Origin of the sequence: Acinetobacter sp. TG2027, from assembly GCF_000302435.1 — a bacterium.
Classification (GTDB): domain Bacteria; phylum Pseudomonadota; class Gammaproteobacteria; order Pseudomonadales; family Moraxellaceae; genus Acinetobacter; species Acinetobacter pittii.
Genome location: NZ_AMJN01000054.1, coordinates 69866 through 85306, shown reverse-complemented (window position 1 = coordinate 85306; position 15441 = coordinate 69866). Strand labels below are relative to the sequence as shown.

General features: G+C 40.2%; 14 protein-coding genes. 10 read left to right on the top strand and 4 right to left on the bottom strand.

The features are described from left to right. Nucleotides 1–115 precede the first annotated feature (115 nt). Nucleotides 116–2458, top strand: coding sequence for a hypothetical protein (locus B806_RS0116640; protein WP_017403257.1), 2343 nt, complete (start codon nt 116–118; stop codon nt 2456–2458). 47 nt (nt 2459–2505) lie between these two features. On the opposite strand, the gene aroE is transcribed toward B806_RS0116640, so the two are convergent. The 3 genes from aroE to ribA form a co-directional block, all read right to left on the bottom strand. Then, a complete protein-coding gene (aroE, locus tag B806_RS0116635; RefSeq protein ID WP_017387003.1) occupies nt 2506–3294 on the bottom strand; it encodes a shikimate dehydrogenase in 789 nt (262 codons plus the stop codon). A gap of 179 nt (nt 3295–3473) precedes the next feature. Continuing rightward, nucleotides 3474–4424 carry an oxygen-dependent coproporphyrinogen oxidase gene (gene hemF, locus B806_RS0116630; protein WP_017403256.1) on the bottom strand — a complete coding sequence of 317 codons (951 nt, stop codon included), beginning with the start codon at nt 4422–4424 and terminating at the stop codon, nt 3474–3476. Nucleotides 4425–4552: 128 nt separating this feature from the next. Next, nucleotides 4553–5155, bottom strand: coding sequence for a GTP cyclohydrolase II (ribA, locus tag B806_RS0116625; protein WP_017403255.1), 603 nt, complete (start codon nt 5153–5155; stop codon nt 4553–4555). 303 nt (nt 5156–5458) lie between these two features. Between ribA and dxs the strand changes: the two genes are divergently transcribed. From dxs to B806_RS0116575, 9 genes are all read left to right on the top strand, one after another. Then, nucleotides 5459–7363 carry a 1-deoxy-D-xylulose-5-phosphate synthase gene (gene dxs, locus B806_RS0116620; RefSeq protein WP_017403254.1) on the top strand — a complete coding sequence of 635 codons (1905 nt, stop codon included), beginning with the start codon at nt 5459–5461 and terminating at the stop codon, nt 7361–7363. A 121-nt stretch (nt 7364–7484) separates the two neighbouring features. Continuing rightward, nucleotides 7485–8315, top strand: coding sequence for an inositol monophosphatase family protein (locus B806_RS0116615; protein ID WP_002117045.1), 831 nt, complete (start codon nt 7485–7487; stop codon nt 8313–8315). A 405-nt stretch (nt 8316–8720) separates the two neighbouring features. Further along, entirely contained in the window at nt 8721–10583 is a 1863-nt protein-coding gene (locus tag B806_RS0116610; RefSeq protein ID WP_016143582.1) for a DEAD/DEAH box helicase, read from the top strand. Between the two features lie 106 nt (nt 10584–10689). Then, on the top strand, nt 10690–10899 hold the full coding sequence (locus tag B806_RS0116605; RefSeq protein WP_025466710.1) for a hypothetical protein: 210 nt from the start codon (nt 10690–10692) through the stop codon (nt 10897–10899). A 90-nt stretch (nt 10900–10989) separates the two neighbouring features. Beyond that, entirely contained in the window at nt 10990–11808 is an 819-nt protein-coding gene (locus B806_RS0116595) for an ABC transporter ATP-binding protein (RefSeq protein WP_002116999.1), read from the top strand. After that, complete coding sequence (gene mlaE / locus B806_RS0116590; protein WP_002117010.1) at nt 11805–12581, top strand: lipid asymmetry maintenance ABC transporter permease subunit MlaE; 777 nt, start codon at nt 11805–11807, stop codon at nt 12579–12581. The genes B806_RS0116595 and mlaE overlap by 4 nt, the downstream gene beginning before the upstream one ends. Continuing rightward, nucleotides 12581–13261, top strand: a complete 681-nt coding sequence (locus B806_RS0116585; protein WP_005067241.1) for an outer membrane lipid asymmetry maintenance protein MlaD — start codon at nt 12581–12583, stop codon at nt 13259–13261. Before mlaE ends, B806_RS0116585 begins: the two co-directional genes overlap by 1 nt. 26 nt (nt 13262–13287) lie before the next feature. Next, complete coding sequence (locus B806_RS0116580; protein WP_002116826.1) at nt 13288–13929, top strand: ABC transporter substrate-binding protein; 642 nt, start codon at nt 13288–13290, stop codon at nt 13927–13929. Between the two features lie 11 nt (nt 13930–13940). After that, nucleotides 13941–14228 (top strand): STAS domain-containing protein, encoded by a 288-nt coding sequence (locus tag B806_RS0116575; RefSeq protein WP_005078357.1) that lies wholly within the window; start codon nt 13941–13943, stop codon nt 14226–14228. A 72-nt stretch (nt 14229–14300) separates the two neighbouring features. On the opposite strand, the gene B806_RS0116570 is transcribed toward B806_RS0116575, so the two are convergent. After that, a complete protein-coding gene (locus tag B806_RS0116570) occupies nt 14301–15314 on the bottom strand; it encodes a magnesium and cobalt transport protein CorA (RefSeq protein WP_005078356.1) in 1014 nt (337 codons plus the stop codon). Between the last annotated feature and the right edge of the window lie 127 nt (nt 15315–15441).

Genomic DNA, 15441 nt, shown 5'->3' with positions numbered 1-15441 from the left:
AATTATAATTTCTGCTACATTCAGGACTTATACTTTTATGTGAAAAAACAACTAATTTTCTTATTTTTAGCAAGTTTTGTTAAAAAGATAAAGCGATAAGGTTTTAAAAAAGGTTATGCATTTAAAATATCTCAGTTTATGTTTATTTAGTTTGGGTTTGACCGCTTGTGCGCAGCATAACCTACGTCCATCGGTAGCATCTACTCAGTTAGATCAAAAAGTCATTCAGGGTATGAATGCAATATATGAATACCCAAGCTATGACTATCGTGGGCATTTTAAAGTTAGTGTTGATCCAAATCAGTCAAAAAAAATAAATAATGTAGAAAAAACAGTGCAGCTAGATGCTGCAGTGCAAAAAAAAGTAGATCAATATTTACGTGAACAAAAAATTAATTTGAATAAAAAACAGAAGCAGGCCCTGTATGCCGCAATTGCAAATGAGCAAGCGGATTCAGGCATTTCTGGTGAATCACGCTCAGAAAAAGTAAACGCCGTATTAATTAATTTATTAAATGATCTTCAATTTAGTTACGATGGTTCGGTTCATTATCGTCAAAAAATGGGGTCTTTAAACCTTACAGCAAGGTATGAAAAGCCGACACTTTTGGTACAGGCAAAATTGCCAATGGTACTTGATCTGAAGGATTATAAATTTTACGTTAACTATTTCGGATTAATGCCTTATCTGGTCAATAAAGATAATCAAAATAATTTAGCGTATGTCGATTTTTCAAAGTATAAAAATCTGTTTACGAATGTCGATATGCAGAAATTCGTTGAATATGCGAAAGCTTCTGGCGCTGTATCTTATCGTTTGGCTGAACCACAAAATTTACAGCGTTTATCAGTTAGTGACGCTGAGCGTAAAGCGGGAATTGTAGAAAAAATTCGTTTAAAAGATACGGTTGAAGCGTTATTGCTACAATCAGAGCTCTATAGTCAGGTCAATGCTAAATATTTGCAAAAAAATGTTTTTGGTTTTGATGAAGAAAAGATTGCCGAAACTATAGCAACTGAATTAGCTGCTTCGGAAGCGAAGAGTAAAGAGGGTAATGCTGATGGGCAGAAAGTTTCTTCAGAAGATGCAGCAGCAGTTAGCCAGCAACTTTATTCACTTATTAATGCTCATTTCGGTAATGCTTTAGATTCTGAATATGGTGATGAAGACCGATCAAGTGCAGCTCAAGCTGGGGCAGCCGAAGAGGATGCTTCTGATACGGCCCAAGCCGAAGATGTTGCTGTAGCAGATGCTGAAGAAGTCACACAAGATGAAGAAGTGGCTTCACTTACAGAAGATCAGTGTGTCGAATTACAGTCTCAAAAAAGTTCCGTTGCCTTAGGTGATATTAATTACTGTCAAATTTACGGTATTGATGTGCTTGATCGGAGTGCTGTAAATACCGAAAAAACTCAGATTAAAGCTCGTCAAGCTGCCTTGAAACAAACTTTTGCTGCTTATGATCAAAACCAGTTTGTTGATGATGAGGCATTCAAGGCTCTATGGATCAAGCATAAGGCAGAAATTGAACAAGCTTTACCAAAACAAAGAAATCCGGTTGCGATTGATGTCGGACTGGATGAAAAGGGCCGTTTAGTCAACGCGGATTATGATATTGCGTATACACCAGCTGAATTTAACCATCGCTTTAATATTAAAGCAGACATGCAAATTCTCAATTATGGTAAAGCGACCCCAATTAATCAGCAGCAGCTTAAACAAGCTAAATCAGTTGCAGAGGCAAGCAAAGGTTCTTTATTTGAAAACTTCGTAAAAGGATTTAGTGAAAAACTTGGGCAGAGTGATGTTTCTGAGCATCCAGTTGGTGCACATAGCGATGTACAAGATTTAGATTCGAGTCTAGCGCTGTTGGCTAACCAAACTTATGATGCAACACATGCTTATGACAAAACATATAAGGCTGTGTTTATTGCAAAATTGACTGCCGAAAAACCGTCATATATTAATTATTATTCAGTTCAACAGTTGCAAGAAATTGCCGAGGTTTATGCTTATTGGTTCTCTGAAGAGGAAACTTATAACCCTCAAGGTAAAGCTTTAGAACGTATTGAGGCATTGCAGAAAAAGCATCATCTTGAGCAAGAAGACCAATTTGATAATGACTTAGGCCGAGCTGTGGACCATATTGTGATCACAACAATACAAGGTGAAGCTGGGCGTGAAGCATGGCAAAAACTACAGAAACAATATAAGCAACCTGAACAGCTTTTCTCAAAACAGTATCAATTAGAGTTTGAAAAACAAAATGGTAGTTCTGATGAAGAAAAACATTTGTTGTCAGAAACAGCTGATATTTTAGGTAAAGTTTATGTCGCTGCTCGCAAACAGCAACTTACGGAAAAAACAATTCAGAAGTTAAAACCTGAACATAATGAATTTATTGATTATGAGATTTTCCGAGATGTTTATAAGCAGATGGTTACAGCTAAAAAATAATAGATGAAATAAAAAAGAACCTACTTCGTGTAGGTTCTTTTTTTGACTTATAGAAAATCTTTTAATTCTGGCTTTACGCCATTCCAGATATAGAAGGCTTCAATGGCTTGGCCAACTAGCATGCCAAAACCTTCTGCATAAGGCACATTGCGTTGTTTAGCTTGATCAAGAAAGCTAGATGGCTTGCCATAGGCCATCTCAAAGGCATATTTGAACTCTAGACTTTCAGGTAGTTGTAATGCATCACCAGACAGGCTTGCAGAAGTTGCATTAATTACAATATCAAATTTCCCTTCTAACTCATTTAGAGAAATTGCTTGTAATTGAGCTTGAGGAACTGCCGCTTTTAGGTCATCTACAAGTTGTTCAGCACGAGCAAGAGTTCGGTTTGCAATCACAATCTTTTTAGCACCAGCCTGAACAAGCGGGTAAATAACACCACGAGTTGCACCACCAGCCCCTAAAATTAAAATAGCTGTATTTTCTAAGTTCCAATCTAAAGCTTGAATTGCGGCAACTAAGCCTTGGCCATCTGTATTGTCACCATGCAATTTGCCATCTTCCATCCAAAGTGTATTTACAGCTTTGGCAATTTGAGCACGTTCAGTCAGCACATCACACAAAGCAAATGCCTGTTCTTTAAACGGCACGGTAACGTTCATGCCACTCCCACCATTTTCAAAGAAACTACGCATACTCGGCTCAAAATCATCAAGAGGGGCAAGACGTTTTTGGTAGTCTAGGTCAATACCTGTTTTTTGAGCGAAAGCATGATGCAATTCAGGAGAGCGTGATTGTTCGATTGGGTTGCCAATTACTGCAAACTGTTTGGTCATTCTTATATCCAAAATTTTAAAATGGCATGAGGCAGATAAAGTCTGTACTGAATTTTCAGCAGGCCTCACTATAAGCCAAATTTTAATAAGAAAAAATATTTGAATGAGATTCAGAAAATTGAAAATAAAAAAGGAGATTCTTTAGGGTGGAAGCCAAAGAATCTCCAAAAAGCAAAAAATTAAGCGACTTTTTCTTTTAGGTTTAACCAGTCACGAGGTTTTAAGTAATAGTCGGTTAAACGTTTCTCTGGTGAGTCTTCATCCCATTCTGGACGATATGACCAAGCTGCAAGATTAGGCAGGCTGACTAAAATAGATTCGATACGTCCACCTGTTTGTAAGCCAAACAATGTTCCGCGGTCATACACTAAGTTATATTCGACATAGCGACCACGACGGTAAAGCTGGAACTCTCGTTGAGCTTCGGTATAAGGCTGTTCACGGTGTTTTTCAAAAATTGGCAAAATGGCATTTAAATAACCATTACCTACAGCTTGAATATATTTAAAGCAGGTTTCGAAATCCCAGCAATTTAAATCATCAAAGAATAAACCACCGACACCACGCTGTTCATCTCGATGTTTTAGATAGAAGTAATCATCACACCATTTTTTATGTTCAGCATAGACATTGTCACCAAAAGGCTGGCATAGGTCATGTGCGGCTTGATGCCAATTGATAACATCCTGTTCATCTGGATAGAACGGTGTTAAGTCAAAACCGCCACCAAACCACCAAATCGGATCTTGTCCTTCAGGCTCTGCAACAAATAAACGTACATTTGCATGGGAGGTTGGAATATTCGGGTTTTTAGGGTGAATCACTAATGACACACCAAGCGCTTGTGCTTTAGCACCAGCAATTTGAGGATGTCTTTCTGTAGCAGAAGCGGGCAGTTTACTAATGTTAATGTGAGAAAACATCACACCACCTTTTTCAATCACGGTGCCATTTTGTAAAACTCGTGAACGACCGCCACCACCTTCTGGACGTTCCCAATCATCAATAATGAATTCACCCGTACCACTGCCAGCTTTTTCTTGTTGTTCTAAACCAGCACAAATACGAGCTTGTAAATCGAGGAGAAATTCGCGGACACGTTGAATATCTGTTGAAGTCGGATGCTGCATAGTGACCCTCAAAGATGATTGAGATAGGAGATAGATACATCAAAACACAAAACCATAAAAAAAGTAAGGGATTTTTAAGAAATGTCTTAAAAATCCCTTCCAATTATTTTTAAATTTATAATTTTGTTTTAGAAATCATCTTTTTGATAAAGGTGATCCATGCGTTCACGTTTAGTTTTTAAATATTGTTCATTAAAAGGATTACGTCCAACCGTTAACGGAACACGACCAACCACATTAATACCTTGATCCTTGAGTGCCTGAATTTTCAAAGGATTGTTAGTAATTAACTTAACTTCTTTTACTTTTAAATGATCAAGCATAATGCTACACATGTCATAACGGCGCGCATCAGCTGGCAAATTTAAAAGTAAATTTGCATCTACCGTGTCATGACCTTGATCTTGTAAGGCATACGCACGAATTTTATTTGTAAGCCCAATACCACGTCCTTCTTGACGTAAATATAAAATAACGCCTTGACCTGCTTCGTTAATGAGCTTTTGAGTTGCCTGTAATTGAGGGCCGCAGTCACATTTTAATGACGCAAAAGCATCACCTGTTAAGCATTCTGAATGAACACGTACTAAAACAGGGCCTGTGTGTGGATTTTCTAACCCTTTAGAAAGTGCCACATGTTCTTCACCTGATACTGGATCTTGAAACACAGAAATATTGAATTCACCAAAAGCGGTCGGGAGTTTTGATGTTGCAATGAACTCTATAGGCACAGATTAACTCATCTTTTAACCGAAAACGGTTTAAAGTATAGCGTAATGCTGGGAGATTGGTCGAATTGTCATAATCATTTTGAGCACTAAGGTTTTCTTTTTTGTATAAAGAAGACGATAATAGTTGATAAATAGTCAGATTATTCAGGATAATCTGCCAACCATACCCATACTGTATGAGAGACTGCTTTGCATGACCTCGTTCGCAAATGTGGCTGATTGAAGGTGACTTCATTCGATTGTATGATCGACCCATTTTGACCCAGCTTAGGATTTGCCAGGCTTATAAAGGCTTTGCCACATATGTTGTATACCGAAATTCCAACTCAACGCCCTGTTACGCCATTGTTAGATGCAATTGATCATCCTCAACAATTACGTCAGCTCGAGCATAGCCAATTGGTTCAAGTGGCTGATGAGTTGCGTCAATATATTTTATATGCAGCAGGCCAGAGTGGTGGCCATTTCGGTGCTAACCTCGGCGTGGTTGAGCTGACGGTTGCGCTGCATTATTGCTTTAATACTCCAAATGACCGATTAGTTTGGGATGTAGGACATCAGGCGTATCCACATAAAGTCTTGACTGGTCGCCGTGAGCAAATGACAACAATCCGTGCTAAGAACGGTTTAGCAGCATTTCCAGCTAGAGAAGAATCAGTTTTTGATACTTTTGGCGTAGGGCATTCATCAACTGCAATTTCAGCAGGTCTAGGAATGTCTTTAGCACGCCGCTATCAAAATGACCCATGTGAAGTCGTTTGTATTGTGGGTGATGGCGCAATGACAGCAGGTATGGCATTTGAAGCCATGAACGATGCTGTGGCACACGATGCCGATTTAATTGTTGTACTTAATGACAATGACATGTCGATTTCTTGCAGTACAGGTGGTTTTGCTAAACATTTAGCTGCAATTTGGGAAAAAGGCCATTTAGTTAATGTCGATGAACATGGCGAGGCTTATGTACAGCCACATCCGAAATGGACGTACAACTCTCGTTTACATCAATCGGCAACAGATGCGGCCGATAATTTATTTAAAGCGATTGGTTTTGATTACTTCGGTCCTTTCGACGGACATGATGTAAATCAACTCGTTCAAGTATTTAACGCATTAAAAAAACGTAAAGGTCCACGCTTAGTCCACGTCTATACTAAAAAAGGTAAAGGTTTTACTCCGGCAGAAGCTGACCCAATTACCTATCATGCAATTGGCAAAATTAATGCGACTTCAGCAGGTAAAACACCGCCAAAATATTCTGATGTATTTGGTCAATGGTTGTGTGACGAAGCTGCACAGGATGAACGTTTATTAGCGATTACCCCAGCCATGTGTGAAGGATCGGGCATGGTTAAGTTTGCTAAAGAATTTCCAAAGCGCTTCTTCGATGTTGCAATTGCCGAACAGCATGCAGTAACACTTGCAGCAGGCATGGCTTGTGAAGGCTTGAAACCTGTTGTTGCGATCTATTCAACATTCTTGCAGCGTGGTTACGACCAGCTTATTCATGATGTCGCATTACAAAATCTTGATGTGACTTTTGGAATTGACCGTGCAGGCTTGGTTGGTGAAGATGGTCCAACTCATGCTGGTGCATATGACTATGCATATATGCGTACAGTTCCGAACATGGTCATCATGGCACCAAAAGATGAAAATGAATGCCGTCAAATGCTACATACAGCCTATGCTTATAATGGGCCAGCAGCAGTACGTTATCCACGTGGTGCGGGGGTAGGCGTTGAAATTCAGCAAGAGCTAACCGCTATTGAGTTAGGTAAGGCAGAAGTAGTTGCTGAAATTAAACCTGCTTGTGATGAGCAGATTACGATTTTAGCGTTTGGTAGTCGCGTTATGGTTGCTCTAGAAGCTGCTGAGCAATTTGCACAAAAACATGATGTTGGTGTGCGTGTTGTAAATATGCGTTTTGTGAAACCACTTGATGAAAAAATTATTCGTGATTTGGCTGAACATACACAATTATTTGTAACTGTTGAAGAACACGCTATTATGGGTGGTGCAGGCAGTGCAGTAAATGAGTTCATGGCTCAAGAACAAATTGTTAAACCTATCATTAATTTAGGTCTGCCAGATTTGTTCTTGCAGCAAGCGTCACATGGTCAAATGCTACAAGATTGTGGGCTAGATGCTAAAGGTATTTTGAGCTCAATTGAACGAGCTTGGCTTAAGCTAAATCAGGTGGTTTAAGCCTTTAATAAAATTTTTGAAACATTTTTTCCCATAAAGCGCATTCATTTGCTAAAATGTATGCGCTTTTATGCATTATTCTTTGTCAAAATCTTCAAATTTGTATTGTAGTGGGTGTTCAATGGAACCTATGGTGGTTATGGCTGCGCGTGCGGCTCAAACAGTTGGTCAAGAGCTTTTAAAAGCGCATCAAAATCGTCATAAACTCGATTTGCAAGTTGAAGAGAAAGGCATTGATGGCCCAGTAACACGTGTAGATCGTTATTTGGAACAATTGACGATTGATACATTACGTAAAAGTTATAAAAACCATAGCTTCTTAGGTGAAGAGTTCGGTTTGCAAGAAGGCAAAGGCCACGATGCAGACTGGTGCTGGGTAATCGACCCGCTTGATGGCACGCAAAACTTTATTAATGGTTTCCCTCATTTCTGTATTTCTATTGCAGTTCAGCATAAAGGCGTTACTCAACACGGCGTAATCTACGACCCAGTACGTGACGAATTATTCTCTGCAAGTCGCGGTCGCGGTGCAGTTATGAACCAACGCCGTATCCGTGTAAATGTAAAAGATACTTTAGAAAATACATTCTTGGCAGTAGGCCATCCTTACCGTGCTAAACGTGCTGGTGAGATCGTATCTTATGCAGAACAACACTTTGCTTCATTATTAGCTGTGACTCAAGCAGGCGCACAAATTCGTCGTGGTGGTTCAGCTGCTCTAGATTTAGCATATGTTGCTGCTGGTCGTTTTGATGGTTTCTTTGAACTTGGTTTAAAACCATGGGATATCGCTGCTGGTGAGCTTATTATTAAAGAAGCGGGCGGTGTAGTGGTTGACGCACGTGGTGGTAATGAGTCTCTTGAAAACGGTCAAGTGCTTGCAAGTTCACTCAAAATGCTAAAACCTTTAATGCAAACTGTAGTTCCAGCTTGGGGTCAAGCTGCAAAATAATTTAATTATTTATAAATAAAACCCTCTATTATCAGAGGGTTTTATTTTTTAAGTAATTGGTAAATTTTAGTTAGTTCAATAAATATGAAGAAAGTTGATTAAAACACATGACTTTTAATTTCTTTCTGCTATAATCCGCCCACGCACTTAAATTTCCGTTCATTACCTGAACATTCTGTTCTATTCATTGTAAGCGCACGCTGTCCATAGAGAGGACCATTTCTTGCGCCCCGATCGCTCAGCGATTCTTCAGGTTCGGCCGTAATCAAGCGTGCGTTTAGTCCACATCGTCGTTACTCGGATTGCTGCTGAAAAAACGTTTCAGCTAACTTTGCTTTGCCGCTTTGTGCCGATGTCTATTTTGTATTTATTAAAAATGGAGCACCCACTAGGGTGAAACTCTCTATGAGCAAAACTTTTGCCGAATTTTCTTTGCATGAAACCTTACAACAAGCGCTTGAAGGTTTAGGTTTTACTACCCCGACTCCTGTGCAAGAACAATCTATTCCTGCAGCTTTAGAAGGAAAAGACCTTCTAGTATCTAGCCAGACTGGTTCTGGTAAAACTGCAGCATTTTTATTACCGACATTACATAATTTAGCTGGTCAAGAAACTTTTGTTCCGTTCAAAGAACGTATGAAAGCTGTGACCCAACCTAACATTTTAGTTTTATGCCCAACACGTGAATTGGCTCAACAAGTTAGCCAAGATGCGATTGCTTTCGTACGTCACATGAAAGGTGTTCGTATTGCTGCAATCATGGGTGGTATGCCTTTTGGTAAGCAAATCCAACAGCTTAAAGGCGCGCAAGTTATTGTTGCGACTCCAGGTCGTTTATTAGATTTAGTAAACCGTCGTCAATTAAAGTTAGATAAAGTTGAAGCTTTAATCGTTGACGAAGCTGACCGCATGTTAGACCTCGGCTTCTCTGAAGATTTAGAAGCGATCAGCGATTTAGCTGGTAACCGTCGTCAAACATTAATGTTCTCTGCAACTTTCGCTGACCGTATTATTCGTCTTGCTGAACGCATGATGAATGAACCTGAGCGTATTGCAATTGAAACAGGTCACAGTACAAACACTGACATCACCCAAACTTTACACTGGACAGATGGTTTCGAACACAAGAAGAAACTTCTGACTCACTGGTTGGCTGATGAAACTCTTGATCAAGCGGTTGTATTCGCGAGCACTCAAGAAGATACAGATATGTTGGCTGAAGAACTTGCAGAAGCAGGTCACTCTGTAGTTGCACTTCACGGTGCAATGCCACAAACAGTTCGTAACCGTCGTTTACGTAGTATTCGTGAAGGTCGTGCAAAAATCTTGGTAGCGACAGACGTTGCTGCACGTGGTCTTGATGTACCGACAATTTCTCACGTAATTAACTTCGGTTTACCAATGAAACACGAAGACTATGTACACCGTATTGGTCGTACAGGTCGTGCTGGTCGTACAGGTCAAGCAATTACTTTAGCGACTTATCGTGAACGCGGTAAAATCCGTGCGCTTGAAGACTATTTAGATGCACGTTTAAGTGTTTCTGAAATTGAAGGCTTAGAGCCATCTCCACCTCCTGCTCGTTCAGGTCGTGATGGCGGTGGTCGTGGTCGTGGCGGCAACGGTGGTCGTGATGGTCGTCGTGGTGGCGGTTTTGGCGGTGGTCGTCGTTTTGAAGGCGAAAGCAACTTCAAACGCCGTGAAGGTGGTCGTGATGACCGTCCACGTCGTAGCTTTGATGACAAACCACGTGGTGAACGTCCATTCGGTGGTGAAGATCGTCCACGTCGCGAGTTCAATTCAGATCGCCCACGTCGTGAAGGTGGTTTTGAAGATCGTCCACGTCGTGAGTTCAACTCAGATCGTCCGCGTCGTGAAGGTGGATTCAACGATAAACCGCGTTTTGACTCAAATGATGACAACCGTGGTAACCGCGTAGATTACAAACCACGTCGTGAAAATGGTTTTGGTGATCGTCCAAAACGTAGTTTCGGTGGTGAAGATCGTCCACGTCGTAGTTTTGATGACAAACCTCGTGGCGAGCGTCCATCATTTGGTGGCGAAGATCGTCCACGTCGTGAGTTCAACTCAGATCGTCCACGTCGCGAAGGTGGCTTTAACGATAAACCGCGTCGTAGCTTTGACGATAAACCACGTGGTGAGCGTCCAGCGTTTGGTGGCGAAGATCGTCCAAAACGTAGCTTCGGTGGTGAAGATCGTCCACGTCGTAGTTTTGATGATAAACCGCGTCGTAAATTCGACCGTTAATCAAAAGTTCGTTTAAAAAAAGGCCAGTAGAAATACTGGCCTTTTTTATTTTTCAGTTTTGTTATAAAATAACAAAGTGTGAATTGGTTCAATTTTTTATTAAATAATGAGTAAAAGTAAACGAAAAGAAACAATAATGGCAAAGTTGAAGAACTTATTAGTTCAGCACGGCTTGCCTTATCTTTTTATTGCACTTGTTTTGTGTAATGGGGTTTATTTTGCCTATGCTTTTATAACTGGAAGTTCTATTGAGCAGTTTCAAATTTCTGAATTAACCTCTTTTTACGAACATACCTCTTCTATTTCTAGCAACTAACTTAGCTTTGCTTTTGTCAAAATAACAACAAGTTTGCCAATTTTCAGTGTTATAGTATGCGTGCATAAAAGTGCAGGAACGATTGCCATTATGAATAATAAAACTCCTCTCTCGACTCAACCACTTATTGAAGTGAAAAATTTGAGTTTTAATCGAGGGGAACGCGTCATTTATGACAATATTAGTTTAAATATACGTCGTGGCCAGATTACGGCCATTATGGGACCTTCTGGTACAGGTAAAACAACATTATTACGTCTGATCGGTGGACAATTAGTTCCTGATCAGGGGGAAGTTTTGCTCGACGGTAAAGATATTGCAAAAATGTCTCGTCAGGAACTTTTTTCAGCCCGTGCACGTATGGGAATGCTATTTCAGAGCGGTGCTTTATTTACGGATATGTCGGTCTATGAAAATGTGGCATTTCCGATTCGAGCACATACCAAGCTTCCTGAAAATCTAATTGCTGAACTAGTTGCATTAAAACTGGAATCAGTAGGTTTGCGTGGTTCTGAACAATTAATGCCTACAGAACTCTCAGGTGGTATGAACCGTCGTGTCGCTTTAGCACGTGCGATCGCGCTTGACCCTGATTTAATCATGTACGATGAACCGTTTGCAGGGCAAGATCCTATTGTAAAAGGCGTGTTGACACGTTTAATTCGTTCATTGCGAGAAGCTTTAGATTTAACCACAATTATTGTTTCGCATGATGTTCCCGAAACCCTTTCTATTGCTGACTACATTTATGTTGTAGCAGAAGGAAAAATTCAGGGGGAAGGAACACCAGAAGAATTACAGGCATATGCTTCTCCATTTGTGCGCCAATTCTTAACAGGTTCGGCAGAAGGACCAGTTGAATACCAATTTAGTCATCAAGCCTATTTAGATAACGAGGTTCGTCCATGAATACGATTGCCTGGTTAGGTAGACTCGTTATTGAGCGGATTCGAGGGATTGGTGTTGCGGCACTAATGCTCTTACAAATTGTTTTTTCTTTTCCTTCATCTGGTGGGTTTGGACGATTTATTTACCAAATGCATCGGGTAGGGGTGATGTCTTTGTTAATTATTACTGTATCGGGCCTATTTATTGGTTTAGTACTGGGTTTACAAGGATATTCAATTTTAGTGAACGTCGGCAGTGAATCAATGCTAGGCACCATGGTGTCTTTAACATTGCTGCGTGAATTGGCACCTGTGGTTGCTGCGTTATTATTTGCTGGTCGAGCAGGTTCTGCATTAACAGCAGAAATTGGTTCAATGAAGCAAAGTGAACAACTTGCCAGCATGGAAATGATCGGGGTTGACCCATTAAAACAAATCGTATCACCACGTCTTTGGGCGGGAGTGGTCAGTTTACCGATGCTAACTGTCATTTTTGCTGCGATTGGTATTGTGGGCGGTAAAATGGTAGGTGTCGATTTTCTTGGCGTCGATGAAGGCTCATTCTGGAGCGGTATGCAAAACAACGTGCAATTTGGGCATGATGTCGTAAATGGCATTATCAAAAGTATTGTGTTTGCTTTGTTATGTACATGGATTGCGGTATATCAAGGATATGCGTGTGATCCGACTCCAGAAGGAATCGCAACTGCAATGACGAGAACAGTTGTATATTCTTCATTATGTGTTTTAGGTTTTGATTTCGTGTTGACTGCGGTCATGTTCGGAGGGATTTAATGAAATCACGTAGTAGTGAGCTGGCCGTAGGTATCTTTGTCATTATCTTCGGTATTGCCTTGTTCTTTTTAGCCATGAAAGTTAGTGGCCTCGTTGGTACTAACTTAAATGATAGTTATACCATGAAGGCTCAGTTTGATAACGTCAATGGTTTAAAGCCTCGTGCTAAAGTAACGATGAGCGGTGTCACAATTGGTCGTGTTGATTCAATTACCCTTGATCCAGTTACGCGTTTGGCTACAGTAACCTTTGGTTTAGATGGAAAATTGACAAGTTTTAATGCTGAGCAGCTAAAAGAAGTTCAAAAAAATGCTTTAGATGAACTACGTTATAGTTCTGACTATACGCAGGCTTCTCCAGAGCAACAAAAAGCAATGGAACAGCAACTGATCAGTAACATGTCCTCCATCACCAGTATTGATGAAGATGCTTATATAATGGTTGCAACCAATGGTTTGTTGGGTGAGAAATATTTGAAAGTCGTTCCAGGTGGTGGTTTAAACTATCTTAAACGTGGCGATACAATTTCAAATACCCAAGGAACCATGGATTTAGAAGATTTAATTAGTAAATTTATTACTGGTGGTGGCGCAGGTAAAGTTGCCGCTGGTTCATCCTCAGCAGAAGAAAAAGCTCCTGCAAGTACCGACAGCAGTGCACAGCCGTCATTTGTTGAGTAAGAGTTTATTTGAAGGAGTGGTTCCAGGTGAATACGTTGTTTAAACAAACCCTGACAGCAAGTCTTTTGTCTACTATGATTGCAGGTACAGCTTTTGCTGCACCTTCAGAAGCACCACCTGATTTTATCAAGCGTGTTGCTGATGGCTTGATCGCTCGTTTAAAAGCAGATCATGCTAAGTTGCAGAACAATCCTGCTTTAGTAAAATCAATTGTACGTCAGAACTTAGACCCATATGTTGATTCACAAGCGTTCACTCGTATTGTGATGGGTACTTATGCGACGAATCAGTATAGTACAGCTGCACAGCGTGCTCAGTTTGAAACAAACTTCCGTAATACATTAATTGAAAATTACGGTAGCGCATTTGCTAAATATACAAATCAAAGCTATACCATGCGTCCTTACAAGGCAACTGCGGGTAAAAACCCTGTAGTGACATTGGACTTTAATCACAATGGTGAAAAAATTCCTGTTTCTTTCCAGTTAGCTGACAAAGGTACTCAATGGAAAATCCGTAATATCAATGTCTCTGGTATTGATCTAGGATTACAGTTCCGTAATCAGTTCGCTGCAACAGTGAAACGCAATGGCGGTGATTTAAATAAAGCAATTGCAACTTTCCAACCCGATGCAGACGCAGCGGTTAATCAAAACAAAAAGAAATAAGTAGGTGACGTGTGGTTCAGTATCTCAACCAACAATTGGTTGTTTCGGGAAAAATTGATTTTGAAAATGCGGAACAACAGTATCAAGCAGGTTTAGCTATCATAAAGAAGCAGCAAAGCTTCCCACTTGTGGTGGATTTAACTGAGCTTGAGCATGGTAGTACCTTGGCCTTGGCTGTTTTAGTTCAATGGTTACGAGAGACTCCAAAAAATACTGGTTTGCATTTTAAAAATGTACCTGAAAAAATGCTGAAGATCATTCAAGCCTGTCATTTGCAGGACGATCTGCAAATGATCTGATGTTTTTGATGTAAAAAAGCACCTATATTTAGGTGCTTTTTTATGCTCGAAATTAGCATTTTATTACAAAGCTTAGATCCATTTTTTCCAGCGGAAATAAATGATCGGCCCAATAAAGAAACCCATAATAATCAGCAAAACAATAAAGAAACTGGTCGTACCATGTGCAAAAGGTAATACGTCTGTGTTCATACCGTAAATACTGGCAATAAGCATTGGAGGAGCTAACATACTTGGTAAGATCGAGAATCGACGAATCGTGTCATTCTGTTCTGTGTTAATGAATCCAGACGTCGTATCAAGTAAGAATCGTACTTTTTGGAATAAGAACGCATCATGTTCTACCAGTGAGCGCACATCTTCACTGAGCTCTCGAATGTCTGCGTCATAAATATGACTGCCTAAAGCACGTGGACGCGATAAGAAAGTAAGTACACGTCGTAAGTCAATGAGACAAAGCTGTGCTTTTCCTAGCATGTCTTCTTGTTGAGCTAGGCGTGTAATCATGTCATCAAGATCTAGAATTTTTTCGCGTTGGTGGTTATTAAGAACCTCTGTAGAGTATTTTTCTAAATCTTTGTGGATATCTTCTAAGATATCCGCAAGCTCATCGAGTTTTGCTTCAAGAAGGCCTAATAAAATCCACGTTGGATCTTTATAGTCCATGTCATAGTCATTTCGGCGAGCACGGGCACGAAAGGCACGAAACGCAACTAGTTTTTCTCCACGCATCGTAAAGAGGCGGTCTTTATGTAAAATAAAAGCTACGGTTTGCACCATGGCAAGCATATGTGATGACTCTTCAGCGTCGCCATCCACCTGATAATTTTTATTTTTCGTTAAAAAATAAGTACTGATGTGCAAAATACCGTCATCATCACGGTAAAATCGTGCAGAAGATGAAATATCTTCAAGCGACTTTAGTGTTGGTAAATTTTGGTCATAGGCATCTAATACCCATTGTTGCTCTTCTTGCGAGGGTGCAATAAGATCAAGCCAGACTAATTCGGGATGTAGATCAAATCCACCATTGATGGTGGCATCTTCCAGACTTCCGCGTTCTGTGGCATAAAAGGCTTCAAGCATGTGTCTTTTTTCCTCACGCAGTCTGATGGAAATGGATGGGTGTATTTTAGACAAGGATTTGCCGAAAAACACTTGCCAATACGCTATTTTGCAAAAAAAAACTCTATCGATAGTTTAGTTTGTCAGC